The organism is Parasynechococcus sp. (assembly GCF_042954325.1).
Classification (GTDB): Bacteria; Cyanobacteriota; Cyanobacteriia; order PCC-6307; family Cyanobiaceae; genus Parasynechococcus.
Genome location: NZ_JBGKDS010000033.1, coordinates 1 through 25057, shown reverse-complemented (window position 1 = coordinate 25057; position 25057 = coordinate 1). Strand labels below are relative to the sequence as shown.

Annotated in this window: 19 protein-coding genes, 1 tRNA gene and 1 pseudogene; 11 read left to right on the top strand and 10 right to left on the bottom strand. The window is 57.6% G+C overall.

The window, feature by feature from the left end; genetic code table 11:
* Nucleotides 1-3 precede the first annotated feature (3 nt).
* Complete coding sequence (locus ACGVKB_RS05105) at nt 4-2097, bottom strand: HDIG domain-containing metalloprotein (protein WP_392350195.1); 2094 nt, start codon at nt 2095-2097, stop codon at nt 4-6.
* A gap of 71 nt (nt 2098-2168) precedes the next feature.
* On the opposite strand from ACGVKB_RS05105, the gene folD reads away from it, so the two are divergent.
* From folD to ACGVKB_RS05080, 5 genes are read left to right on the top strand one after another with little or no spacing between them, the layout of a single operon-like run.
* Nucleotides 2169-3050 (top strand): bifunctional methylenetetrahydrofolate dehydrogenase/methenyltetrahydrofolate cyclohydrolase FolD, encoded by an 882-nt coding sequence (gene folD, locus ACGVKB_RS05100; RefSeq protein ID WP_392350194.1) that lies wholly within the window; start codon nt 2169-2171, stop codon nt 3048-3050.
* On the top strand, nt 3051-3746 hold the full coding sequence (locus ACGVKB_RS05095; RefSeq protein WP_392350193.1) for a TIGR02466 family protein: 696 nt from the start codon (nt 3051-3053) through the stop codon (nt 3744-3746).
* Between the two features lie 48 nt (nt 3747-3794).
* Nucleotides 3795-4724, top strand: coding sequence for a geranylgeranyl diphosphate synthase CrtE (gene crtE / locus ACGVKB_RS05090; protein ID WP_392350192.1), 930 nt, complete (start codon nt 3795-3797; stop codon nt 4722-4724).
* Nucleotides 4721-5233, top strand: a complete 513-nt coding sequence (locus ACGVKB_RS05085; protein WP_392350191.1) for a divergent PAP2 family protein — start codon at nt 4721-4723, stop codon at nt 5231-5233. The genes crtE and ACGVKB_RS05085 overlap by 4 nt, the downstream gene beginning before the upstream one ends.
* Nucleotides 5230-6672, top strand: coding sequence for an ATP-dependent RecD-like DNA helicase (locus tag ACGVKB_RS05080; protein WP_392350190.1), 1443 nt, complete (start codon nt 5230-5232; stop codon nt 6670-6672). Before ACGVKB_RS05085 ends, ACGVKB_RS05080 begins: the two co-directional genes overlap by 4 nt.
* A 131-nt stretch (nt 6673-6803) precedes the next feature.
* On the opposite strand, the gene ACGVKB_RS05075 is transcribed toward ACGVKB_RS05080, so the two are convergent.
* From ACGVKB_RS05075 to ACGVKB_RS05050, 6 genes are all read right to left on the bottom strand, one after another.
* Nucleotides 6804-7169 carry a hypothetical protein gene (locus ACGVKB_RS05075; RefSeq protein ID WP_392350189.1) on the bottom strand — a complete coding sequence of 122 codons (366 nt, stop codon included), beginning with the start codon at nt 7167-7169 and terminating at the stop codon, nt 6804-6806.
* A gap of 85 nt (nt 7170-7254) precedes the next feature.
* Nucleotides 7255-7608, bottom strand: coding sequence for an acylphosphatase (locus ACGVKB_RS05070; protein ID WP_392350188.1), 354 nt, complete (start codon nt 7606-7608; stop codon nt 7255-7257).
* Nucleotides 7557-8933, bottom strand: coding sequence for a cobyrinate a,c-diamide synthase (locus tag ACGVKB_RS05065; protein WP_392350187.1), 1377 nt, complete (start codon nt 8931-8933; stop codon nt 7557-7559). Before ACGVKB_RS05065 ends, ACGVKB_RS05070 begins: the two co-directional genes overlap by 52 nt.
* Nucleotides 8934-8946: 13 nt before the next feature.
* Nucleotides 8947-10239 carry a glucose-6-phosphate dehydrogenase assembly protein OpcA gene (locus ACGVKB_RS05060; protein WP_392350186.1) on the bottom strand — a complete coding sequence of 431 codons (1293 nt, stop codon included), beginning with the start codon at nt 10237-10239 and terminating at the stop codon, nt 8947-8949.
* A 46-nt stretch (nt 10240-10285) separates the two neighbouring features.
* On the bottom strand, nt 10286-11809 hold the full coding sequence (zwf, locus tag ACGVKB_RS05055; protein WP_392350185.1) for a glucose-6-phosphate dehydrogenase: 1524 nt from the start codon (nt 11807-11809) through the stop codon (nt 10286-10288).
* A gap of 169 nt (nt 11810-11978) precedes the next feature.
* A complete protein-coding gene (locus ACGVKB_RS05050; protein WP_392350184.1) occupies nt 11979-13151 on the bottom strand; it encodes an FAD-binding oxidoreductase in 1173 nt (390 codons plus the stop codon).
* 251 nt (nt 13152-13402) lie between these two features.
* Here ACGVKB_RS05050 and ACGVKB_RS05045 point away from each other — a divergent pair, with 251 nt between their 5' ends.
* Nucleotides 13403-13882 (top strand): SRPBCC family protein, encoded by a 480-nt coding sequence (locus tag ACGVKB_RS05045; protein WP_392350237.1) that lies wholly within the window; start codon nt 13403-13405, stop codon nt 13880-13882.
* Nucleotides 13883-13980: 98 nt separating this feature from the next.
* On the opposite strand, the gene ACGVKB_RS05040 is transcribed toward ACGVKB_RS05045, so the two are convergent.
* Both ACGVKB_RS05040 and ACGVKB_RS05035 read right to left on the bottom strand, forming a co-directional pair.
* Nucleotides 13981-14053 (bottom strand) — tRNA-Glu (locus tag ACGVKB_RS05040).
* Between the two features lie 46 nt (nt 14054-14099).
* Complete coding sequence (locus tag ACGVKB_RS05035) at nt 14100-15251, bottom strand: histidine kinase (RefSeq protein WP_392350183.1); 1152 nt, start codon at nt 15249-15251, stop codon at nt 14100-14102.
* A gap of 106 nt (nt 15252-15357) precedes the next feature.
* Between ACGVKB_RS05035 and ACGVKB_RS05030 the strand changes: the two genes are divergently transcribed.
* From ACGVKB_RS05030 to ACGVKB_RS05010, 5 genes are all read left to right on the top strand, one after another.
* Nucleotides 15358-15945: a hypothetical protein gene (locus ACGVKB_RS05030; RefSeq protein WP_392350182.1), complete on the top strand. Its 588-nt coding sequence runs from the start codon at nt 15358-15360 to the stop codon at nt 15943-15945.
* A gap of 90 nt (nt 15946-16035) precedes the next feature.
* Nucleotides 16036-16443: a hypothetical protein gene (locus ACGVKB_RS05025; RefSeq protein WP_392350181.1), complete on the top strand. Its 408-nt coding sequence runs from the start codon at nt 16036-16038 to the stop codon at nt 16441-16443.
* A gap of 60 nt (nt 16444-16503) precedes the next feature.
* Nucleotides 16504-19110 carry an aminopeptidase N gene (pepN, locus tag ACGVKB_RS05020; RefSeq protein ID WP_392350180.1) on the top strand — a complete coding sequence of 869 codons (2607 nt, stop codon included), beginning with the start codon at nt 16504-16506 and terminating at the stop codon, nt 19108-19110.
* Nucleotides 19111-19286: 176 nt separating this feature from the next.
* Nucleotides 19287-23939, top strand: coding sequence for a glycosyltransferase (locus ACGVKB_RS05015; protein WP_392350236.1), 4653 nt, complete (start codon nt 19287-19289; stop codon nt 23937-23939).
* A gap of 4 nt (nt 23940-23943) precedes the next feature.
* Nucleotides 23944-24747 (top strand): sulfotransferase, encoded by an 804-nt coding sequence (locus ACGVKB_RS05010; protein WP_392350179.1) that lies wholly within the window; start codon nt 23944-23946, stop codon nt 24745-24747.
* A 9-nt stretch (nt 24748-24756) separates the two neighbouring features.
* On the opposite strand, the pseudogene ACGVKB_RS05005 reads toward ACGVKB_RS05010, so the two are convergent.
* Nucleotides 24757-25057, bottom strand: a pseudogene (locus tag ACGVKB_RS05005) (hypothetical protein); the annotation flags it as partial.

Genomic DNA, 25057 nt, shown 5'->3' with positions numbered 1-25057 from the left:
ACCTCAGTGGCGACGGGCTGGAATCGGGTACGGAATGCGGCGATGCCGCATGCGGCGCCAGACCTGGACAAACGCGCGAGTGATCAGCTCGATCTCCGAGCGGCTCAGTCCACTGTTTTTGAGTTGACCGTCGTATTGCCGTGACATCACGATGCGACGCACCGTGTCCTTGGCCTGGGCATCGGATGTTTCCGGTGGCAATGAGCGCAGGGCTGCTTCACAACCATCCGCCAACATCAAAATGGCCGTTTCCCGGGACCGAGGCGCAGGGCCCTTGTACCGGAACCGCTGTTCATCCACATTGGGGTCCGTTTCGCGGGCTTTGTGCAGGAAATAGCCCATCTTCAAGGTGCCCTGATGTTCAGGAATGAAGTCCGCAATTGGACGGGGAAGCCTGTGTCGACGGGCCAGCTTTAGTCCTTCGTCGACATGGGCTTGGAGGACCGCTGCGCTGGCCTCAGGATCATCCAGAGCGTCATGGGGATTGGGGCCGTCTTTCTGGTTTTCGATGAACCAGTTCGGCGCATGCAGCTTGCCAGCATCGTGATACAGCGACCCGGTGCGGATCAGGTCCACGTTGGCTCCGATGGAGCGGGCTCCTGCCTCGGCCAGGCTGCAGATCATCAAGGTGTGCTCAAAGGTGCCTGGGGCTTCCTTGGACAGCCGTCGCAGCAGGGGACGTTCCTGATCGGCTAATTCCAGCAAGCGTGCTCTGGTCAGCAAGCCGAAAAATCCTTCCAGCACGGGGATGACCAGCAGCGTCAACATCAGCAGCAGCCCGAGCAGGACGGACTCCGCGGCCAGATCATCGAGGCTTGGATTGTTCCACCCCCAGATACGCCAGGAGGTGATGGGTTGGAAGACCAGTAGGAGCCACTGCACCAGTAAGGCACCCATGGGCAGCAGCAGTGCCATCTGGAGGAGTTGGCCTCGACTGCGTTGACGCCCAGCCACCAGGGCTCCGATGGCGGCAACGAGGGTGGCCACCAACAGGCGACCTTCGCTTAAACCGTTGACTGGCACAGGCCAGATCATGCTGGCCACCGCCAACCAGATCAGTCCACATCCCGTGCCCAGACCTTCGGTCAGCACAAGCGTCGGTGGAACCAGCACCGCCAGCGGACTCACCGTGGCACCAAACCAGATCTTCAGACCTTGGACCAAAAGCAGCAGGCCCAGGGCGAGGACGGCATGGCGTACTTCGAGGCCCGGTCGGTTACGCCGCATCACCAGCAGCAGAACGGCACAGCCGATCAGGCTTTCCAGAAAGCGTCCGAACCAGACGGTCGGTTGCGGTTCGCGGCGCACCTTGCCGAAATGATCCAGAACGTCATAGGCCTGGGCACTGATCGGTTCCCCTTTGCGGGTGATCAGGTCTCCACGGCTGACTTCGATCGTGGGAATCCCCTGTTTGGTCAGTTGTTCTTCGATCAGCTGCCGGCTGAGGACGGGGTCGGTTCGGAGATTGCCGCGTCCTTCAAGGCTGCTCGCGAGCAGTTTGCTGCCGAGGCTTCGGGCCGCTGGGCTATCGAGCTTCAGAGCATCAAGTTGGAGCGAGGCGGCCTGTCGCAGCTGTGACCCAGCCAGGGTGCTCACCAGCCCCTGATGGAGCATCCGTCGCGCGCTTGAACGGATGTCTTGCTCCCAGAGTTCGAGTTCATTGGGGCTGAGTTGTTCCAGCCAACGTTGCTCAGGGTTGGTCAGGTTGACCGGACCGATCCGCGCCGCAGAACCGGTTTCATTCAACTGGTGGAGTTCTGCCAGCTGGCTGTCCAACCGTTTGAGCAGCATGTCCGTCTGCTCCGGGTCGATGACCTGAACGACCGAGCGAGCGACCAGATTGGAGCGGCGCTGCTCCAATGCGGTTGTGTCTCGGACGAGAGCATCCTTTGGCGCGTAGGCATCAAACGGTGCCAGAACACCGGGTTGAAGATCGGGTTTGAGCAACCAGGGCAGGCTGGCGACCACGCTCACGGTGATGCACAGCAGGACCAGGCCGATCCGTTGAAATGGTTTCCAGCTCAGCAGCTTTCCAGCCGGAGCTTGATGACGCAGCCAGCGCCTCCACAGGCTGCGCACTCGCTGGAGGCAAACCACGCTTTCAGAGCTGACAGAAGCAAACTAGCTGCTCTGCCCAGGCATGCTGTTTGAAGCAGTGATTCCAAGGTATGGCCCTGCGTCTGGATGGCAAGGCACTGGCAAAGGACGTGGAGACGCGTCTGGGCACCGTGGTGTCGATGGCGGTGGCATCGGTGGGGCGCCCGCCGGGCCTGGCGGTGCTTCGGGTGGGAGACGACCCCGCCAGTGCGGTGTATGTGGCCAATAAAGAGAAGGCCTGTGCCCGCATTGGGGTCGAGAATTTCGGAGCCCATCTACCAGCCGATACCCCAGCATCTGACGTTCTGAAGACGATTCAGACGCTCAATGCTGACCCCCGGGTCGACGGAATCTTGCTTCAACTTCCGCTCCCTGATGGCCTGGATGAAACGCCGCTTCTCCAGGCCATCGACCCTGAAAAAGATGCGGATGGTCTTCACACCTTGAACCTGGGCCGCCTCCTCAAGGGAGAGCCAGGTCCGCGCAGCTGTACGCCTGCTGGCGTGATGGCCCTGTTGAAAAGCAATGGCATCGACCCCGCCGGTCAACGGGCTGTCGTGATCGGCCGCAGCATTTTGGTGGGTCAGCCGATGGCACTGATGTTGCAGGCCGCTAACGCCACGGTGACGGTGGCGCATTCGCGTACGGCGGATCTCCACGCCCATACCCGTGAGGCTGACATCCTCGTCGTTGCCGCTGGCCGCCCCGAGATGGTTGGCGCAGAGCATGTGAAGCCAGGGGCCGCCGTGGTTGATGTGGGGATCCATCGCAAGCCTGAGGGTGGTCTCTGCGGTGACGTCCGCTCCGCTGAGGTTGAGTCAGTCGCGGCGGCTCTATCCCCTGTTCCCGGAGGCGTGGGTCCGATGACCGTGACGATGTTGTTGGTCAATACGGTCGTCGCCTGGTGCCGTCGTCATGATCTCGAGCATGGACTTGACGATCTGATCGTCTGAATGCCGATGGCTGTGGAGTGGTTGTTTCCGACACCGGTGTTGCACACGGACCTCAAACCGGATCCCGCCACTGCCGCAGCGATGGAAGCGGAGCTCGCTTGTTTTGATCGCGATGTGTTCGGCGATCAGCGGTTTAGTGATCGCAACAACCTCACCGGTGATCTGCTGGGCAAGGCTGGTCTGGATCAACTGCACCGTTCCCCGGCCTTTCAGTGGCTCAATCAGCAGTTGTCACGGCAGGTCGCCCATTACCTCGAGACGCTGCTGGGACCGGAGCATGGGCTGGAGGTTCACATCCAGAAAGCCTGGCCTGTCGTCTGTTCCCAACAGGGAGGCGAGGTTGAGTTGCACACCCACCGCAATGCCCAGTTGAGTGCGGTGTTTTACGTGGCCACGGAAGCGGGCAATCCAAGCGGAGAGTTGGAATTTCGGGCTCCGGATGACTACTTCAGCCATGTGATGGCGATTCCCTTCAGCGACGCGGCGGTGTCGGGAGGGGTGTTCGCACCTCAGCAACACAGGCTCCTGGTGTTTCCATCGGACCTGCGTCACCGGGTTACTCCCTATCAAGGTGACTCTCCGCGCTATTCGGTCTCCTACGACCTGGCCATCACCACCGCCTCCGGACAGGGCCGCGAAATGCGTGTTCCCCATCCGATGGATTGGGTGCCGATGTCGTTGTTTCAATCACCCTGAGATTGAGAGGGCCTGGCCTGAGAGAATCCGCCCAGTACCGGTTCGTACATGACCGCCGCGGCGACCTCCTCTAACCACGTCCCGTCGCAGCCGGACGTCTTTGATTTCAAGGCCTATCTGCAGAGGTCGAAGGAGACGGTTGAGGCCGCACTGGACGGTTCGCTCGGCCCTGAGCGACCGGAGTCGCTGCGGGAAGCGATGCGGTATTCGCTGTTGGCCGGTGGCAAACGTCTCCGGCCGATCCTGTGTCTGGCCGCCTGTGAGCTGGCCGGTGGAACCGTGAGTCAGGCGATGCCGACGGCGGTGGCGCTGGAAATGATTCACACGATGTCGTTGATCCATGACGACCTGCCTGCCATGGATGACGACGACCTGCGTCGTGGCCGCCCCACCAACCACAAGGTGTATGGCGAGGCGGTGGCCATTCTTGCCGGTGATGCCCTGTTGACGCGGGCGTTTGAAATGGTGGCGTTGCGCAGTCCGGGGGTGCCTCCTGAGCGTCTGCTGCAGGTGGTTGGCGAGCTGTCACTGGTTGCTGGAGCACCTGGCCTGGTAGGTGGCCAGGTGGTCGACTTGGAGAGCGAAGGGAAGGAGGTGAGTCTTGAGACGTTGGAATACATCCACCTGCACAAGACCGGAGCCCTGCTCAGTGCCTGTGTGATCACCGGGGCCATGATCGCCGGTGCGGACGAGGCTCTGATCAAAGCCTTGCGCGTGTATGCGCGGGGGATCGGCCTTGCGTTCCAGATCATCGACGACATCCTCGACATCACCGCCAGCAGCGAGGTGCTTGGCAAAACAGCCGGTAAAGACCTGATCGCAGACAAAACCACCTATCCCAAGTTGTTGGGGCTGGAGGAATCACGTCAACGGGCCGATGCGCTGGTTCAGGAGGCCAAGGATGCTTTATCCCCCTGGGCAGACCGCGCCATGCCTCTGCTGGCTTTGGCCGACTTCATCACCAGCCGCGACCGATGATGGATCCCAGCATGACCCATGACGTGCTGCATGAGGTCTTGGACAACACCTCCTTGGCTTGGGGACTGATCGCCTGTGGCACGGCACAACTCTCGAAATTGGTGATTGAGCTCGTCGTTCACCGCCGATTTCGCCCTGCGGTGTTGATCGAGACCGGCGGCATGCCCTCCAGCCATTCAGCGTTGGTCACCGGAACGGCCGCCTGTATCGGATGGTCCTTAGGGTTTGATCATCCGCTGTTTGCTCTCGCGGCAATGGTGTCGTTTGTGGTGATGTACGACGCCAGTGGCATCCGTCGAGCTGCCGGTTTTACGGCGCAGCGGGTCAATGGCCTCCCGGATGAACTCTGGCCTGATGCCCCCCCCAAGCCCCTCAAGGAAAGCCTTGGCCATAGCCGCCTGGAGGTGTTGGTCGGCAGTCTGTTCGGCCCCGCCGTTGCCTTGCCCGGACTGGTCTATCTCGGGTCTCCCGGGCACCTCTTCAGCCTGCTTGGGGTTGGCCCGGGGTGACGCCCACTGCGGAGCTCACCGCGGATCAGGCCTCAGCGGCTGAGGCTTTCGCTGACTGGCTTCAGGCCCCTGTCGATGGCACGCCTTTTGTGCTGAGCGGTTTCGCCGGAAGCGGTAAAACCTTCCTGTCGATGCGCATGTTGCGACAGGTCGAGGACAGTGGCCTCTGTTGGACCGTGGTGGCTCCGACGCATAAGGCCGTTGGAGTCTTGCGTCAGGCGTTGGATCTTGAGGGGCTCAACCCCACGTGGTTTCCCTCCACCATTCATCGCTTGCTGCGGCTGAAGCTGAAACGCTCCGGCGATTCTGAGCTGTGTGAGCCCACCGAACAGACCGCCCTGGCTCTTGAGCATCTGGGCTTGGTGCTGATCGATGAAGCCTCAATGGTCGACAGCACCCTGCTCGGCATTGCCTTGCAGTGTGCCCACCCTTTCAAGACCCGTTTGGTGTTTGTCGGAGATCCAGCGCAGCTGCCTCCGGTGGGTGAACAGACCAGCCCTGTCTTCGCCATGGAGCGCTCCTGCAAGGCATCACTCCGTCAGGTGGTGCGCCATCAGGGGCCGGTGCTGCAGTTGGCTAGTCGGTTGCGGGATGGTCGGCTGCCCTGTCAGCAACCGCCTTTGCTGCCAGCGATCCGCGATGCTCGCGGACAGGTGCACGCGCTGCCGCAAAAGGAATGGCTGAATCAGGCGCGGGTTGCGCTTCGCGATGCATCGCTTCAGGACAACCCGGATGCCGCGAGAATCCTCTGCTACACCAACCGCACCCTGGAGCGACTGGTGCCCCATGCCCGACGGGCCATCCATGGGGAGATGGCCGATCAGATGTCAGTCCTCCCGGGGGAAGTCTTGATCACCCGTTCGGCGGTGATGGCGCCGGCCTCCCGGGATGGGGAGGAGGCTGGAGAGGAGCCCGACATGGTGCTCGGCTCGAACCGTGAGGTCGTGGTCCGCGATGTCACGCCGGAAGCATGTGATCTCGTTGATTTTGGCCTGAGTGCTGCGGATGGCCCGGTTCCTGTCATCGAGACCCTCTCTGCTGAGGTGAGTTCGGGGGATCTCAATCTCACCTTGCGGCTTCAGCCACCCGTTGGCAGTGCGGCACGCCAACAACTGGATGCGGTGATGCAGCGCTTGCGTGTGCAGGCCCGTGAGGCGGGGAAGAGCAATGGCCGCGCGATCTGGCGCCGTTTCTTTTTAATTCGCGATGCCTTCGCCGCCCTCGGTCCGGCGGCTGTTCTCACCGTGCATCGCAGTCAGGGCAGCAGTTTTGGAGAGGTTTTCGTGGCACCTGATGTGTTCAGGGCTGATCCTCAGATTCGTCAGCAGCTGTGTTATGTGGCCGTATCCAGGGCCCGCACGGGGGTCTGGATGATCGGTGGCAATGCGTCTCCATCGCTGACATCGACCTGGCGAACGGAGTTTGGTGTGGGCGGCTGACGCTGGGATCACATCGTCAGAATCAGGGCACCAAGGCCGATCGACACCCCCAGGCTGATCACGCCCACAAGCGCTCTCCAGAAGGTGCGATTGCGGGGGCTGTAGGGATGCGTCACCGCTGGCCTGGGTCGTTACAGATCAGTGTCGTCTGTTTGGAGTTGGAATGGGAATCGCTGGCTGAGCTTGCGATGCAGATTCTCGAGCGGCCTGTTGTAGTGGGCACCGACAACCACGCTGTAGCGATGCCCCAGCACCAAGGGGCGATCGAGATCCACCACGCAGGTGCGAATCCTGGTTTGCGTTGATTGCTCGGCGGTGCCTGTGCTGAAGAGTCCTTCCTGTTTCTGCCACTGCTGACACGCGGCAATCGCTGCCCGCGCGGATGGGTAGTGCCCTTCGATGGAGGGGCGTCGAGCCCCCAAGACGCTGACTGCCAGGAGGGGAGTCGCGCTGAGGCAGACGATCAGAGAGAGACTGGAACGGTGGAGCTGGAGCACGGTCTCAGGGGAGAGCGGCTTGTCTCACCAGTAGCCAGCATGAGACCTGCACCTTGGGCCTCTGCGGATTCTTTTCACAGCCGCGTTAGCTGCGGACCTCAAACCAGTCATCACCGGTGATCGGCAGCTGGGAGGGTTTCACCCGAGTGACCTGGCTCTGGGCTGATCCCTTCTCACACCAGGCGCGCAATTCAGCGATGTCGAGGGGGCGACCCTCCGCTTGGACTTCCACACTGCCGTCGGGACGGTTGCGGACCCAGCCGCGCAGGCCAAGTTCCAGCGCCCGGCGATGACAGCTGGTTCGGAAGCCAACGCCTTGGACACGTCCTTCCACGATCATGCGCCAGCGCTCCATAAAGGGCGCTGGCCGCTGGGGTTGCTGACGGGTTACAAAGCGTTTGTTGTAGCTGGATTCCCGGTTCCGAGCGCGTCGTCCCATCGGGAGCAAATCGTCGAACAGCTGGCCCAGTGCAGGTGAACCCAGCTGGCGTGAAGCTTTGGATGCGTCCATCCCTCCGCCCGTCCTTGCGATCGCCAACCTTCAATCTCCCACAGGGAGGTGTCGGGATTCTGGGGGGCGGTGTCGAGCTCCCAGCGATGGAATTCATGGCCTTGCAGTTGATCGCCGCGCCGGGTGAGCAACCCATCCCGCAGGGGCCGGAGGGTGCGATACCCCACTTGAAGCCTTCCTCTCCGGGCCGAGAAATCGAGAAGGCCGGCCATGGCGTGTGGGCGGCCGTTCAGATCACTGAGCTGGCGCCCCAGCAAAAGCATGCCGCCGCATTCGGCGTACGTCGGCCGTTGCGTGGAGAAGTCGCGCAGGGATTTCAGACTGGTTCGGCAGGTCGAGAGTTCTTCGGCGTGTTGTTCGGGGAATCCCCCAGGGAGAATCAGCCCACAGGCTTCGTTGGGAATGGCCTCGTTGGCCAGTGGACTCCAGGGCAGCAAAGGCATGCCCAGGCGCTCGAGCAACTCTCCGGTTTCCGGGTAGCGGAAGTGGAAGGCGGCATCCCCCGCCACGGCGACCGGTCGATCGGGGCGCTTGTGGTGGTCTGGCTCGATGTGCTTGAGCGGGTCCTCGCCCATTTCGGGGGCCCGTAATAGGGGGAGCAGCGCCTTCAGGTTGAGATGTTCGGCCGCGAGATCCGCCCAGCGGCGGATGCGTAGGTCGGCTTGTCCGAGTTCATGGGCGGGGGCCAGGCCGAGATGTCGGCTCGGTAAGGCCAGTGCATCGCAGCGGGGCAGGCAGCCGAGCACCGGCACCTGAATGCGCTCGAGCACGTCTTCGAGCAACTGGCGGTGCCGGTCCGTGCTCACCCGGTTGAGAATGACGCCGGCGAGGGTCAGATCGGGATCGTGATCACGGAACCCGCGCACAAGGGCGGCCAGCGAGGCGGCTTGTCCTCCGGCATCCACCACCAGCACAACCGGAAGCCCGAGCTGTCGCGCCACAGCGGCGGTGCTGCCCTCTTCGCTGTTGCCCACGCCGTCGAACAGGCCCATGACACCCTCAACGAGGGCGAAATCGTTGCCACCGCCGTAGCCGTGAAAAGCACGCTCAACCCAGGATTCTCCGCACAGGCAGATGTCGAGGTTCCGACAGGGTTGCCCCGAGACCGCAGTGATCAGTTGTGGGTCCAGATAGTCGGGTCCGACCTTGAAGCCCTGGATGCTGTGGCCCTGCTGTCGCGCCCAGGCCAGCAGCGCCAGGCTCACCAGTGTTTTGCCACTGCCGCTGGCCGGCGCGGTGATCACAACGGCCATGGCAGAACGTGAATCAGCTCAGCAGCCTGGCAGCCAGAGCGGCCGCATTGGCCAGCAGCGGGTTGGTGGTGTCGTGCCCCCCCGCCAACAGCCGGGCGATGTCCATCTCCGGACTGGCATGTTGAATCGAGACCACGTCTTCGTGGAGCTCGAGATCGGCCATGCCGCCGCCCTCCAGGCGCATGCATCCCCCCGATTCGGCACAGAGGATGACACACACCCCCCGTCCGGCGTCGGGCTTGCTGATCAGGCGCAGACCGACCAGTTGTCCAGCATGGGCACTGGGGGCCTCCATCGGAACGGGCATCAGGTTCATCAGCACCTGTTCCCCATCGGGGCGCAGGAAGCGTGCATTGATTTCACCGTTCTGTTCCTCACTGGATTGCAGCGTCCAGCCAAGGCGGTCAGCGATCCAAGCCGTCATCAACAGGCCTTGGGCAGGATGGGCTCCTTCGACATCAACATCGATTTGCACGATGTGGGCGAGGGCTTCACGCCGTTGCGGTGGATCGAACACCATGGCCAGGGTCTCCCGCCAGCTGCGCAGACGAAGCCAGTTCAGGTCATTGATGGCCTGACCGGATTGGATCCTGTCCGCCAAAACGTTGAGACACTGCTGCGGTTGCCCCACCGCGGTGTCGATGATCAGTCGCCTGGGTTGGCTGGCGAGCTGATCCATCAGCTCCGGTGCTTCATCGAGAAACCCGTTCCACCACACCCAGGCTGGCAGTGCCGTTGGCATCAGGGGGTCCACGATGGCGAGTCCATCTCGGAGGGCGCTGTGACCACCGCGCAGGACCACCACATCACCACAGGCAGCGGTGCCTCCTCCTTCCTCCGGCAACGGGCAGTAGGCCGCGACCATCGTTTCCAGGTGTCGATCAGGATCGATGGTTGGAGCCAATGTGATGAGGCGCCGCGGTTGCAATGCGCTGAGGGCGGGGTCGATGAACTGCCCCCTTAGGTCGTCACTGTCGGGGGTCTCATCAACGGCAATCTCAGCCAGCGAACTGATCACAGAGCCGTCGAGTGGTGCCGTTGTGCGGGGTAGGTTCCGATCCGCAATGGCTTGTCGGGCGGCAGCCAGGATCTCATTGGATTGTTGGCCTGTGATCGGACCCGGCAGGCGTCCGGTGCGGATTAATTGCTGTTCGGCCCAGGCCGGTTGCCAGATCAGCAGACAAAACGTGTTGGCCCCTGTGCCGGCACCACCCTGCTGCTCTGGAGACCAGAGCTGCTCGAGGTAGCTGGGAACCTCTGAGGGGGCGAGGGCAAGGGGGGTTTGAAGCGTCAGCTGGGGAGACATGGTCGGTGCCGAAAAAGAATGCGGTCGGTGCGTGGTGGATCCGATGTCAGGGGCGACGCCAGAGCAGGCCATCCCGGGCGAGTAGCGCATCTGCTGCCGCTGGACCCCAGGTGCGGGATTCGTAGGGGTGAATTGGGAGTTGCCAGGGGCTGTCTTCGATCAGCTCAAGCAGTGGTGTGTAGAGCCTCCATGCGGCTTCCACTTCATCGCTGCGGGTGAACAGGGTGGGATCGCTGAGCATGGCGTCCGCCAGAAGTCGCACATAGCCCTCATCTGAGGGTTCTCCGAAGGATTCGTCATAGGAGAATTCCATCTCGACAGGCCGGCTGCGCATGCCTGACCCCGGCGACTTCACCTCGAATTTGAATTCCGCGCCTTCGTCCGGCTGGATCCGAAGAATCAGTTGGTTGGCGGTCGGGCCACCGGTGGCGGCATCAAAGAGGTGAACCGGTGCTTCGCGAAAGGTCAGCACCACTTCGCTCATGCGTTTGGCGAGTCGTTTACCCGTGCGCACATAAAACGGCACGCCTTGCCAGCGCCAATTGTCGATGAATAGTTTCATCGCCACATAGGTTTCCGTGGTGCTGGTTGGATCCACCCCGGGTTCATTGCGATATCCGTTCAGGGGCATGTCGCTGCTTCCACCGGGACCGTATTGACCGCGCACACAGCAGTTCCAGGGTTCCAGTTCGTCAGCGAGGCGAGCGGCCTGGAGAACCTTGGCTTTTTCATTGCGGATCGCTTCCGGATCGAAGCGGCCCGGTGGTTCCATCGCCGTGATCGCCAGCATCTGGGTGAGATGGTTTTGCACCATGTCGCGCAGGGCGCCTGACGATTCGTAGTAGCCGGCGCGTTCTTCGACTCCGACGGTTTCAGCGGCTGTGATCTGAACGCTGGAAATGTAATTGCGATTCCAGATCGGTTCGAAGATGGCATTGGCAAAGCGCAGTACCAGGATGTTCTGAACCGTTTCCTTGCCCAGGTAATGGTCGATTCGGAAGATCTGACTCTCCTGTCCGCAGCTCTGAACAATCTTGTTCAGTGATTGCGCACTGCTGTAGTCCCTCCCGAAGGGTTTTTCAATGACAACCCTGCTGCGTTTTGGATCTTTGAGCAGACCGGCATCCGACAGCGCCCTGCAACCACTGCCGTAGAACTTCGGAGACACCGAAAGATAAAAGGTGCGATTGCCTCGGGTCGCACACTGCTGGTCGATTTCTTCGAGTCGACCCCCCAGTTTCACCACATCAGTTGGCTTCTCCAGGTCCACCGGTTCGTAGAACAACTTGGCGACGAACTGGTCCCAAGCATCGGGGTTGTCGTTGATCGACTGACTGAGGGATTCGGCCATTTTTCCCCTGAACTCGGCGTCACTCCAAGGGCGTCGGGCACAACCGAGGATGGCGAATTCGCTGGGCAGTCGACGCTGCTTGAACAGTTCGAACAGCGCTGGAACAAGTTTTCGATGGGTCAGGTCACCACTTGCACCAAAGATCACCAGGCATTGGGGCGCAATGACACGCTCCTGTCGAAGTCCAATCCGGAGCGGATTGGTGATCGTGGCGCTCATGCTGCCCAGGCTTCTGAAGCTGGTTTAGACCCGGAAATGGGTCGCGACATTACACGGACAGCAGGAAGCTCGGATTCCGATGTGGTTTGTTGTCAACCCAAAAAAAAGGACCCACCGCAAGGGTGAGTCCTGAAAGTCCGTTGGAGGGATCGAATCCGTCTGGATCGGCTCAATAGGTTTCAACGTGCCAGCGGTCAGCTTTCTTGAGTTGAGGACGCAGTTTCGACCAATCCAGCCCTTTGGCCGCGGCTGCGGCTGTCATGGCTTCATCGATGCCGGGTTCCATCCCTCGCAGACCGCACATGTAAACGTGCGTCTTCGGATCTTCAATCATCGCGAAGATCTCTTCAGCGTGCTCGAGCACGCGATCCTGGATGTACATCCGACCGCCCTTGGTGTTCTGCTGCTCGCGGCTGATTGCCTTGGTGTAGCGGAAGTTGTCGGGGAATGATGTCTCGTAGTGGAGGAAGTCCTCGTCGTAGAGAAGGTTGGCGGTTTTGGGGGCACCCATGAAGAGCCAGGCTTTGCCTCGGAAGGTCCATCCGTTGGCATCACGTTCACGCGGCTCGAACATCCGACGGATGTAGGTGCGCATCGGTGCAATGCCGGTGCCGGTGGCCAGCATGATGATGTTGGCGTCTTCGTCCTCGGGGAGAAGCATCTCCTTACCGACGGGACCGGTGATCTTGACCTTGCTGCCCGGTTCCAGATCGCAGAGGAACGTTGAGCAGACCCCATAGATCTGTTCACCGGCCTCGTTTTTGTACTCGAGTTGGCGGACGCACAGCGAAACCGTGTCGTCTTGGTAGTTATCGCCATGTCGGGTACTGGCGATCGAGTACAGGCGGAGCTTGTGGGGCTTGCCCTTGGCGTCAACACCATCGGGAATGATGCCGATGCTCTGGCCTTCGACGTACTCGAGCTGAGGATCCCCTGCGGAGAGATCAAAGGTGATGTGCTGGACCTTGCCGATGGCACCGTCCTTGAGCAGGGAATAGTTTTCGGTGACGGTTCCCACAAACGGATTTTTCGGCTTGTAGGTGTTCACCGGAACGTTGCCGTGCGGCTTCTTTTTGGCGGCTGGGCTCGGAGCCGCAGCAGCAGGAGCGCTGCTGGGGGCCGGCACGGCCTTGGGTGCTTCCGGTGCGCCCTCATTGGCTGGGGTCACAGCCAGGATGTTGGCTCCGGTGGCGCCGAGTCGTTTAAACAGTGCTGATAACTGGTTCAGACCGACCCGGTAGGTCTGAACCACAGAAGCTCGGGATCCAGCTTGACGACCACTAGCAATCACTGTGAACAGCGTCGGATCGGATTGGCCTGTCGCTGCAATGGACACCCGCATTGAAAACCAGCTTTCTAGTGGCGCGACTATAAGCGTGGTTCTGCGTTTGATTGAGCTTTGTGCGCAGTTGGCTGCAGGGGTTGAGGGAATTATTAAGCTCCTGATCGTCTTTCTTAAGATCCGGGAGCTTCGACTCCGGCCGAGGTCCTCCACACCCTTCTTCCGTCTTGCTCAGTCCCAAGTCACTCCTGCGTCTGCGTCCTGACGAAGTGACGAGCGGGTCGTCGGCATCCACAGCCATCGAGCAGACCATGGAGCGGATGCCCATGGGGGTGCGACGGCTTGCTGTTCAGCTGCGTTCTTCGATTGCGGAGGAGGTGTTCTGGGACGTCTTGACCGATTACGAGAAGCTCAGCTCCTTTATTCCGAATCTCAGTTCCAGCGAACTGGTTCAGCGCGTCGACAACACGGTCCAGCTTCGTCAGGTGGGCAGTCAGCAGCTGCTTGGCCTTCGCTTTTCCGCTCAGGTGTTGCTGGAGCTCACCGAGTGCCGAACCGAGGGCGAACTGCGCTTTCACATGTTGAAAGGCGATTTTCGGCGGTTTGAAGGCACCTGGAGCATCACACCACTGCCCGAGGGGTGTTCGTTGGTCTACGAACTGACCGTTCAGGGATGCATTGGCATGCCGATCGCCTTGATCGAAGAACGTCTTCGTGATGACCTGACCAGCAACCTGCGCTCCGTTGAACAGGAAGCCATCCGTCGTTGTCAGGCGTCTAAGGCATCCTGAAAAACTGTCTCAGAACGTTCTTCTAACCAGGTCATGCAGACCTGAAACCTTTTCGTAGCCCTTCATCACTCATTCGAGTGAATGAACGATCGATTACATACCCCCAAGGGGATTCGAACCCCTGTCGCCTCCGTGAAAGGGAGGTGTCCTAGGCCTCTAGACGATGGGGGCGAGGCCGTGTTCAGCGGGCGTTTTCCGCCCCGAGCACCCAACAAAATTACGCTTCAGCCCTGCCCTCCGTCAAGACAGCCTGCCCCCATTCCTGCCCTTGGCCTTGCCAGACGGGAACGGTGAAGGTGAAACAGGCTCCCTCACCGGGCTCTGAGACCACCCAGATGCGGCCGCCGTGGACTTCAACGATGCGGCGGCACACGGAAAGCCCGACGCCAAAGCCTGTGGTCTGGTTCGAAGTCTGGGGCAGTCGGACCCGATCCATGAAGATCCTCTGCTGCTCTTCCTTCGGGATGCCGGGGCCGCTGTCGCACACGCTCACTTCCACGCGCTGGCTGGTGCGGTGCAGCATCGTCAGTGTGATGTGCCCACCATTCCCTGTGTATTTGAGGGCGTTTTCGAGAAGATTCAGCAGCACCTGCCGCATCCGGCGTTGATCGGCAAAGACCTTGGGGAGGTCGATGGGGATGTCCGTACGGATTTCGACATTGCGCCCGAGCCAGAGTTTCTCCAGTTCGAGAATCACCTCCGCTGACACGCTGGCGAGGTCGAGCCTTTGCGGATTGAACAAGGCTTCCCAGCGGGTGGTGCCCACTTCCAGGAGATCTTTGGACAGCGCTTCCATCTCCTGCAATCGACGGGTGACGACATCCTGAAAACGATCCATATCGATCTGTCCCAGGCGCTGGCTTTGCAGCGCTAACGCCGCCGCCGTAAGAGGAGTGCGCAATTCATGGGCGACCATCCGCAGCAAACGCTCCTGGGCGTGGATGCGATCAATCAGGGTTTCGTTTTCCTGGCGCAGCACCAGCAACTGATCTTCGAGTTGCAGTTCCTTCTGGGTCCGACTTCCATCCAGTTCCGTGGGTCGCAGACTCAACCCCAATCCACTGACGACACCGTCTTGTTGCCAGCGCGGCAACCAACCTTTCAGCTGCTGAAGAATGTTGCTTCCGGCGAAGACCTGCTTGGGCGACGGCGACAGCTTGATCAGCGCCGGGGTCACCACGAGCCGGTGCAGTTCGAGTAATTCCGGTTGTTGAGAAGGGTCGGCGAGCTGAAGCGTTACCTCAAAGCCGATGTCGTCGCGTTCGAGGTACTGAACAAGCGAGCGAAGATCGGGGCCAGAAAGGTGTTGCCTGGCTGCAACCAATAAAAGTTGAAGGTGTTGGGAAGCCGGAGGAACGTCGTCGTTCACGCTGACGGTCCATGGCAAATCCGATGCTCACCTTATGGGTTTTTGACCAGCAGGTGAATGGCGCTAAGACGTTCTCAAACAGTCCGTAGCGCTTTCAGCGCGGTCCATGTCGCTTTTCACTGCGCAAAACCGCGTGCCGTTGTCGGCTCCCAGCGGAACAGGGTCAGCTCAGTCCATTCAGGTGGACAGCAGTTTGCGCCGTTGGTTTTCCAGGAACCTTGGACTCTGGCGATCGCGGCGTCAGTACCTCTTCAGTGACGACCAGGTGTATCACCTGGATATGAACCTCAAGATGGAGATCTTCGCTGAACCTCAGGCGGGGGAAACGCGGTATCGGTTCACCTGGTGGCCGGAATCAAGTCTCACGTCCAATCAGGCTTTCTTTGCCCACAAACCCTGGTTTGAGCAGAACGGCGTCATGGAAGCCACGCTTTGGGGCCATCAGCTCCAACGCAGTCGCGGTTATCTCAATGCCGACCCCGTGCGGACCCGGCTTCGGCAGGTCGACGAACACGAAACGATTCTCGAATCCCATTACCAGCAGTGGGACATCATCGAACACATCCGTTTGGTGGATCAGGATCGCTACCGCTACCGAGCGATCTACAGCTGGGAAAACGGAGAGCTCTCCATCGTTGAACATCACCACGAAATTCGCCTGGAAGACCCTTATCCCCCCATCCAGGAATCGTGACGCCTTGCCGTCTGGTCTGATATGAGACGCATGGGTCAAGCGAATCGTGTCACTATTGACGCACCTTTTCGCGGGGATTGCGCCCGGAGAATGATCAAGTCGATTCTTGCGTCTCTCGTTGTCATTGCCGCTGCCGCACCGGCCGGCTTTGCTCAGAAAGCCCCTGTTGGCAAGCCTGCCACCCTCGACGAGATGAACACCTACATGGTGATGGGTGGTTCATCGATGTGTGAGGCCCTCCAGCAAGGCCTGGCTTTTGACAAAGCTGTTCAGGTGGGTGCTGTTGGCTTTTACGGGGTTGTGGCCCGCAAGCACGCTTACAAGATTGATCAACCTGGCTTGACGAAGCCTCTGACGCCCCAGCAGCTCAACGTCGGAGTTGTGAACAACACGATGCTGGCCGCGATGAGCATCTGTAAGGACAACATCCCCAAGGAAATCCAAGACCAGGTGCTGAAGGGAGCCGCTGCCGCCAAGAAAGGCGCCCCCAAGCCCTGATCAGTCGATTCAGAGCCAAATCGGTCAGGATCAGGTCTGATGAATGCCTGGTCCTGATCGATGGGTGCAGCCGGAACCGTCAGACTCGTCGATTACAGCCCATGGCCGTTTGAGCTTCCGACGGTCGAGCTGGACGTCCAAATCCAGTCGGACCATGTGTCGGTGACCAGCCAATTGCAGCTGGAACCCCGTCAGCCTGGCCAGGCTTTGGTTCTGCAAGGAGTGGATCTGCAGCTTGAGAGCATCAGCATTGATCAAACTCCTCTGAACAAGGACCAGTGGGTTCTGGATCAATCAACGCTCACGATTGCCCAGCCTCCTGATCAGCCATTCGTTCTGACAACACGTTGTCGGCTGCATCCGGACAGCAATCGTTCGCTGGAGGGTTTGTATGCCAGCGAAGGGATGTTGACCACGCAATGTGAGGCGGAAGGCTTCCGTCGAATTGCTTTCCATCCCGATCGCCCCGATGTTCTCAGTCGATGGACCGTTCGACTGGAAGCGGATCAAGCCCGCTTCCCTGTTCTGTTGAGCAACGGCAATGGGATCAGCATCCCAGTGGAGGCCGAAGGTCGTCATGCGATGCGATGGATTGATCCATCGCGGAAGCCGTCCTATCTATTTGCCTTGGTGGCAGGTCAACTTAGCGAGATTCGTGATGAGTACCGCACAGCATCTGGCCGTTCGGTTGCTCTAAGGCTTCATGTTGAGCCGGGAGATGAGTCTTACACCGCCCATGCCATGGCCTCCTTGAAGCGCTCGATGGAGTGGGATGAACGTGTCTATCAACTTGAATATGATCTTGATGAATACAATATTGTCGCCGTTCGCCATTTTAATATGGGCGCGATGGAGAATAAAAGCCTGAATATTTTTAATTCGAAATTAGTTCTTGCGGATGCAGAGACGGCGACGGATGGTGAGCTTGAGCGCGTTGAGAGTGTGATTGCCCATGAGTATTTTCACAATTGGACAGGCAACCGCATCACCTGCCGTGATTGGTTCCAGCTGTCGTTGAAGGAGGGTCTCACTGTCTTTCGCGATCAGAGTTTTACCGCTGATCTTCACTCTGCAGCTGTTAAACGCATTGAAGATGTGGCGATGTTGAGGAACACGCAATTCCGTGAAGATGCCGGCCCAACGGCTCATCCTGTGAAGCCGAGTGAATACCAAGCCATTGATAATTTCTACACCACAACCATTTATGAGAAAGGCGCTGAGGTGATTCGCATGCTCCACACCTTGCTGGGGGAGGAGCGGTTCATGCGAGGAATTGCTGAGTATGTGCGCCGTTTCGATGGCACGGCTGCCACCACAGAAGATTTTGTTGAATCGATCGCTGCCGGTGCGACGCAGGACGGAGAGCCCCTCGGCTTCGATCTGGATCAGTTCCGCGGTTGGTATCACCAGGCTGGAACGCCCCTGCTGTCGATTGATCAGCGTTGGGATGCTGAGCGAGGAGAGATGGTCGTTTCGCTTCAGCAGTCCACCGCTGCCACCCCGGGCCAGCCCGTCAAGACACCCATGGTTTTGCCTGTGTCGATGGCCTTGATCGGTTCGGATGGACGGCTGAACGAAGAGCGTTTGGTGGTGTTTGATCGTGAGTCCGCGACGGTGACTCTTCAAGCAGCCCCCGCGGCGCAGGCCCCCGCCCTTTCGGTGTTGCGCAGCTTTTCGGCTCCTGTGGTTCTGCGCCAATCCCGGCCGTTGGCGGACACACTGCTGCTCTTGGCTGCAGACGACGATCCCTTCTCGCGGTGGGATGCGGCCCAGTCTCTCTATCGCGATGTTCTTTTGGCGCGTGCGTCGGATCAACCGGATCAGCCGAAGGAGGCCGCGCTGATTGATGCTTTGCGCCAACGCCTCGGTGCGTTGACGGCGGGCCACGAATCGGAACTGGCCACCCTTCTGGGTTTGCCTGGTCTGGCGGAACTGGAGTCGTTGCAGTCTCCTGCTGATCCCCCTGCGCTTTACCGGGCTGTCATGGCCTTCCGTGAACGTTTGGCTGAGGAGCTAAGGGATCCCTTGCATCAACTGTTGTCCGCGGCTCGGGTGGGATGGACTCAAGCCTGGCCAGCCGGTCAGGGCCATCGACAACTCACTGCTGTCGCCTGGACTTGGCTCGCTGCGGACGATCAAGAGATCCGCCGGGAGGCTCTCTCTGCTGTTTCCGGTCCTTCGATGACGCTGGCCCGTGCAGCTTTGCGTGCCTTGCAGCCGGTGGATTGCACAGAGCGTGACGAAGCGTCGCGCCTGTTTGAACAGCGTTGGCAACACAAACCGGTGATTCTCGATGCTTGGTTTTCGATGGAGGCCTCAATGCCGAGGTCCGATGCCCTCGACCACGTGCGCGGCTTGTTGCAGCATCCACGTTTCGATCCCTTGGCGCCCAATTCTCTGAGAGCTGTGTTGGGTGGATTCACGGCCAACACACTGGCTTTCCACGCCGACGATGGCAGTGGCTATCAATTCATGGCCGAGCAGATTCTTGATGTGGATTCAAGAAACCCGATCACAGCATCTCGAATGGCCAAGGTGTTCAGTCGTTGGAAGACCTATGCAGATGATCGCTCTGCGTTGATGCACCAAGCCATTCGATCTCTAGCGGATCGTGGTGGAGAGTTGTCTGCAAATACCCAGGAGGTTGTGACACTTCTGTTGTCATAGTTAGGGCTATTTTTTAGTATTTTTATGCTGCATTGATTGCAGTCGCAGGACTTGGCTGTGCTATATCTTTACCATTAAAAGCCCTGGGCTGATAACCGATGAGATTGTCTCCTCTTCAGGTTTATGTCGGTCCAGCGGCATTGTGTCCATCCCCTGTGCCGGACCAACCGCTGTTGGTGATTACGGGTGATCGGGATGACTGGGCAGATGCATTGATTAAACGGCGATGTTGTTCGAGTGAGCGAGACCCCAACTCTTTTGTACTCCGTCATGGTGTGATCGCCAAGGCGGGTGCAAAAAAGATTTGGTATCAATTTCAGCAGCCTTTTTTGAATGGAATATTTGCAGAAGGGTTGATTTCCTGGTGCAATCCGGCGTGCTCGATCACGCTGGACAAGCAGTTTGTTGTCAAGGCTGATCGACTGGATCAGTTCATCGCTCAATCCGGATTTGAGCGTCTTGATCAGAGATCTTTGGCTTTGACGCTCGCCCAGGGAGATCCATTGCTGACCTTGAAGCGCTCTCAGTCTTTGCTGGGGCAGTGCACCCGGATTGATCTTTCGCTTCACCCCCTGGGTCTGCTCTGGCAGCAGTCGTTATCGGTTTTTCTCAGGACGCAGGGATTTCAACAGCCCTTCCGAGATTGTCTGTTGTGGATTAAGCCATCCAGATCCAGCCAGGATGTTCAGCCTCCGTGGGCTCACCCCGGTGAAAGCACCACATTTCTTGGGCCAAGTTTGCGGCTTCTGGCGACGCTCTTTCCGCTTGAGGCGTATCGCTCCAAGCATCCTGACCTCAAGGCGTTGAGTGATCTCCAACTGTTTCGTCGATTGATTACAGGGCCGACGGACCCCGGTGTGACGTTATCGATCAGTGCGTTGTTGAGGCAGCAAATGATTCAGCGTTGGAGCCCAACCCAACAGCGTCCTGAGCCGCCGATGATGCCGTTGGCCTTGGCTCCGCAGGATGAGGTCAAGGCCGATGCTGCAATCATCCCCAGCGGTGCTCACCCGCCGCGCCCATTGGCTGATTCGGTTCAATCCTCCATTCGTGGACATATTGATGGGTTTCAAGATGACCTTTCCCTGCGGGGATGGGTGGATGCTTCGAGCTATGGCACTGAGATGTCCACCGTTTGTGTGTACTGGACAGAGCGCGACGATCTTTTGGTTGGTGAGGGTCCAGCATCACAGCCAAGGCCTGATTTGATCGATGCAGGATTAACAGCTCTGGATTGTGGTTTTTCTGTGGACCTATCGATCATTGAGGGGCGCTCGATGACGGATCTGCTCGATTTGCCGGTCACTCTCAAGGTGGTTGAAAGTAAAAGTGGTGCCTTGATTGGTGGCGTTGCATGGTCGATGACGGATGCGATCAAGTCGACATTGCTTCCTGGGTTGGTCTCCAGCCAGATTGAGAAGGGACAAACTTCAAAGATTCAGGATTATCTGTCCACTTCACAACAATCCTTGTTTCTACTTGCCGTTCGGAAAAGGCTTTTAGAACATTCGATTTTGAGTTGTTTCTCTGGAGATTGGAACAACGTTCCCCTTCGCTACGTGCTGAAAGCAGTCTCGGATAATGCCTTCCTTGACTATGGCGTCCAGTCAGAGGCTGCTCGAAGGATTGAGCTGGTATTTCTTGCAATGCGTCGATTGTTATCGGATCTCGATGGAGATCATCTTCACGCCATTGATCAAGATGTTTTTGTTTCTGATGGAGTTGATGATCAGCCACAAAATCTGCTTGAGCAACTGAATGAGCGTTGTTTTCTTGGTCTTCAGGGCTGGGAAAATCGGTTATGGCAAACGCATTTGCGGCCTTTATTCGATGTGCTGATTGGTACGTTCTTCCTGCAGCGTCAGCCGAAACCGCTCGGAACGACTCGGGGCTTGCTTGAGGCCTTGGCTCGGGTGGTTGATACCGTCTATGCCGATCTCCAATTGGCGACTTACCTTCGATCCATTCTGGAAGTTGATCACTCGTTCAGTTTGGACGAGCGTCATGGAGCCTTGGCTTTTAAGGCAGGCGATTGTTTTACATATCTGATGGCGACATACTCCAAGTCCAGGGGTAGCTCAGATGCCATTCAAGACCTGCAATATTTGGCATCGGTGGTTGGATTTGTTGATAAGTCGCCGGCATTGCTGCAAGTCGTTATTGAGCAGATTCAATCTGTTCTTCCACAGTTCTTGAAGGATCATCCACGCCAGTCCAGGCCTCGACATTGGGTGGACAATCTTGGATTTCTCGTCAACGCATCGACACAGCACCTTGTTTCCTTGATGTTGCAGGCAGGTTTGAGCTGTGACCGGGTTCGCCATTTTCATCAGCAGATGATTGGTGTGAAGCAGGCGATTGCTGAGACCCTCTGGCTTCAGTCCGGAGAATCATCCCGTTCAGTCGATGCTCCGATTAAACGTTGGCTGATTGTTGGTGAACCTGAGTTGCGTCAATGTTGGATGTATCGAGTTGAACAAAAGTTTTCTCAGCTGACATCGCTTGGTGCTGAAGTGCGTTGTCTCGATCACCATGAATTGAAGTCATGGTCGTTCTCACATCATGTCCTTTGGGCCGACGCAATTATTGTCTGCAGGTTGGCAGCAACCTATCCAGTTTTCCGTGCGATGGCCTTTGCCCGTCATTGTGGGAAGAAGATTTTTTCTGAAATTGATGATCTAATTTTTACCTCCGATTACCCGGCGCCCTATGAATCATATGGTGGAAGTATTTCCCGTTATCAATATAGAAACCTGTCCGTTGACTATCCGTTGCGTCAGGCCGTTCTTGCCTACGCTGATGAGGTGATCGTTTCCACCAATGTTCTCGCCGATGTTTGTCGGAGAGATTTAGGTTTGGATGATCAATGCGTGCATGTACTGCCCAATTTACCGCTCGCTGCTTTGGATGATGTGGCTGATCAATTCGATCAAGAATCGATGCCGATCGACTCACAGCATCGGATCGTCGTGTCGTCGGGAACTCTTTCCCACAAGCAAATCTTCCATGAGCTGATCATTCCCGTTCTTGAGACAATTCTTGGGAAGCATCCCACGGTCACGTTAACTATTATTGGCCATTTTGATCGTCCCAGTTTAATTGCAAAGTATTCCGGTCGTATTTCTATCCTTCCATTCTCCGATTATTCAGAGTATTTGGGGGTCTTGGAGTCTGCATCGATTGCCCTTGTGCCTTTAGAGGTGCATCCAACAACCCATGCGAAAAGTGCCATCAAATGGATGGAAGCCAGTCTCTGTGGGGTCGTTTCAATTTGCTCGCCTGTCCATGCTTATACCGATGTGGTGACGGATGGACGCAATGGTCTGATTGCTGATACTGCTGATCAGTGGCTCGAGGCCATTGAACGCCTTCTTGGTGATTCATCGCTGTATTCGTCTCTGCGCCACCAGGCTTTTCTGGATGCTCGGAGCATTTTTTCTCCATCCTCAGCAAACAGCCTCTGGTCCGCCTGGTTGAGCTCTGATCCAGCGCTGCCTGTGTCAGCTCGCAAGCGAGAGAAAATTCTTGTGGTGAATGTGTTTTTTGCTCCTCAAAGTGTCGGCGGTGCCACCCGCGTAGCCCAAGATTATGTGGACGATCTTCTCGCTGACTCTTCCGTTGACTACGACATTACGGTGCTATGTACAGATTACGACCATTGGCAATCAGATCCTGCATCCGTGGTCGCATCTCCTGATCAGATTGGTGTACCGGATCAGATTTCGTTGTCGTCCCACGACCAATCTTTCACATCATCGGGTGCGAGTGCCCAAGAGATCGCTCAACTGCGTGGTCAATTAATTGAGCAAGATTCAGATTATAGGAAAGCGATTGGTCTTGATATTTCCCATTGGAAAGGTGTCAGAGTTGTGCGGTTGTGTTTGCCCCCTAAGCCGTGGCCGAAGCATGAGGATCCCTTGGTTGAAGACTTTTGTGCTGAGTTCTTTGCCCAAGAACAATTTGATCGCATCCAGTGTCACTGCTGTCAGTTGTTGACAGCCTCACCACTCGTCGTGGCTCGTCGGATGGGAATCCCTTACGACATTGTGCTTCACGATGCCTGGTGGATGAGTGCTGAACAATTTTTGGTGACACCATCGGGCCGATTGGTCGACCCGTCCGACCCCCTCGGACATTTTGACCATGCTCCATCGGATCAAGAGCGTGCTGATGCTCTCGAGCGAAGGAAGGAGTTGTATGGAATTCTTTCTGCGGCTGATCGTCGATGGGCTGTGTCGATGGCGTTTCAATCCCTTTGCTCAAAGGCTGGCATCGCCGATGTTGATGTGCGTGAAAATCGTTTCGCGCCGATGTCTGATCAACTGGCATCGAGGTGTTCAATTTCGGAGGCAACTGATTACCAGCCGTTTTATCGTGTTTGTCATATCGGAGGGATGAGTCTGCATAAGGGGTATCAATTGTTCCGCCGTGCCGTGCATGAACTCCCCCCCGATCTCCCTTTGATCTTCACTGTTGTCGATCACCGATTGGGATCCAGCCGTGATCGTTACACCTCGACGTGGAACGGCTACAAGGTGTCCTTTATTGCACCGGTTTCCATGGATTTGATGCCAGATTTTTATGCTCAGCAAGATGTTTTGGTGGCTCCATCCATTTGGCCTGAAAGTTTTGGTTTGGTCACTCGAGAGGCCCTCAGTGCTGGCCTCTGGGTGATTGCCAGTGATGCTGGAGCATTGGCAGAGCCCATCAAGGTGTCATCGCGACCGGTGGGGACTGTTGTGCGACCGAATGAGTTGCTCGATTTACGCAATGCACTGATGGCCTTGCCTGATGATCTCGTCAAGCGCAGACAATCATTGCAATCCTGATACGATGAACATTGCTGACTTGAGTGGGAATATGGCTCCTTCTTTATCTTTTCTGATCTGTGGTCTGGAGCACAGCGGTACCACAATGGTCTCCGATCTTTTTCGTGAGCACCCGGATGTTGATTCCGGTTTTGAGTGTGGCGTTCTGCTTTGTTCCCAGCCCTCAGACTTTCTCAACTACGAGCCATTTTGTAACCATATGGTTGTGGGTTGGGGGATCGATCAGCTTGACTTCGAGCGTGCTTGTATGTCATCAACTTTTGAGGAGTTTTATGCGAAGTTGTTCGAGAGTTCGTCTCTGTTGGCGCAGAAATCAGCGCGTTATATTTTCGACAAGACTCCGCGTTATATTACGGATCTAGGTCGAGTTCAGCAGCGTTCCAGCCGCCCCATTGTTGCTGTCATTAAGGATCCTCGATCGCTTGCCTTATCCGATTTCAAGCGATCTAAGTATTCTTTGGATCAGATTGATGCTTGGTATGAAGCTTGGAGAGATCCGAAGATTGCCTACATGCGTTCTGCGTATCTTGGCTATCAGTACGCATGGCAGGACGACGGTTGTTTTGTTGTCCGCTTAGAGGATATCTGTTTTGATGCGCGGAATACCGTCTCTGCGATCTATGAATTTGTTGGGCTTGAGTTTGAGTCAGAGTATCTAAGCCTGCGCAGTAAGCGATTTAATAATACTTCGGGCTCGTCGATCAGCGTTGGGGCTTGTATGCAGTTTCTGGATGATTTGCCTGCCTCCATTCAGGACAGGATTTGTTCTGATTTTGCGGAGTTTGATCGCTGGTTTTTCCCATTTTAGATTGCATTGTCAGTTCGATGTCAATCGTCTCCAGTCTGCCCAGCATTGGTCGTCATTGAATGAATGTCTGTGTCGACCGCAGATGCCTTCCCAATAGAAGAAGATCACGCCGTGATTGCGCGTGCGAGCCAATTTGATCTTGCTGTTCAAGTCATTCATCGATGTGGTCCGTTTGCCAAACCCAGCCAAAATTCCAATCTGTGTGGGAACGCCCCACTCCCTGGCCTTGCGCAAGGCCGGTTGATCGAGATCGCGGGCGAAGCCCTGAATGGAATAGGCGTAGTTCTGAACGACCAGTTCATCGATCAAG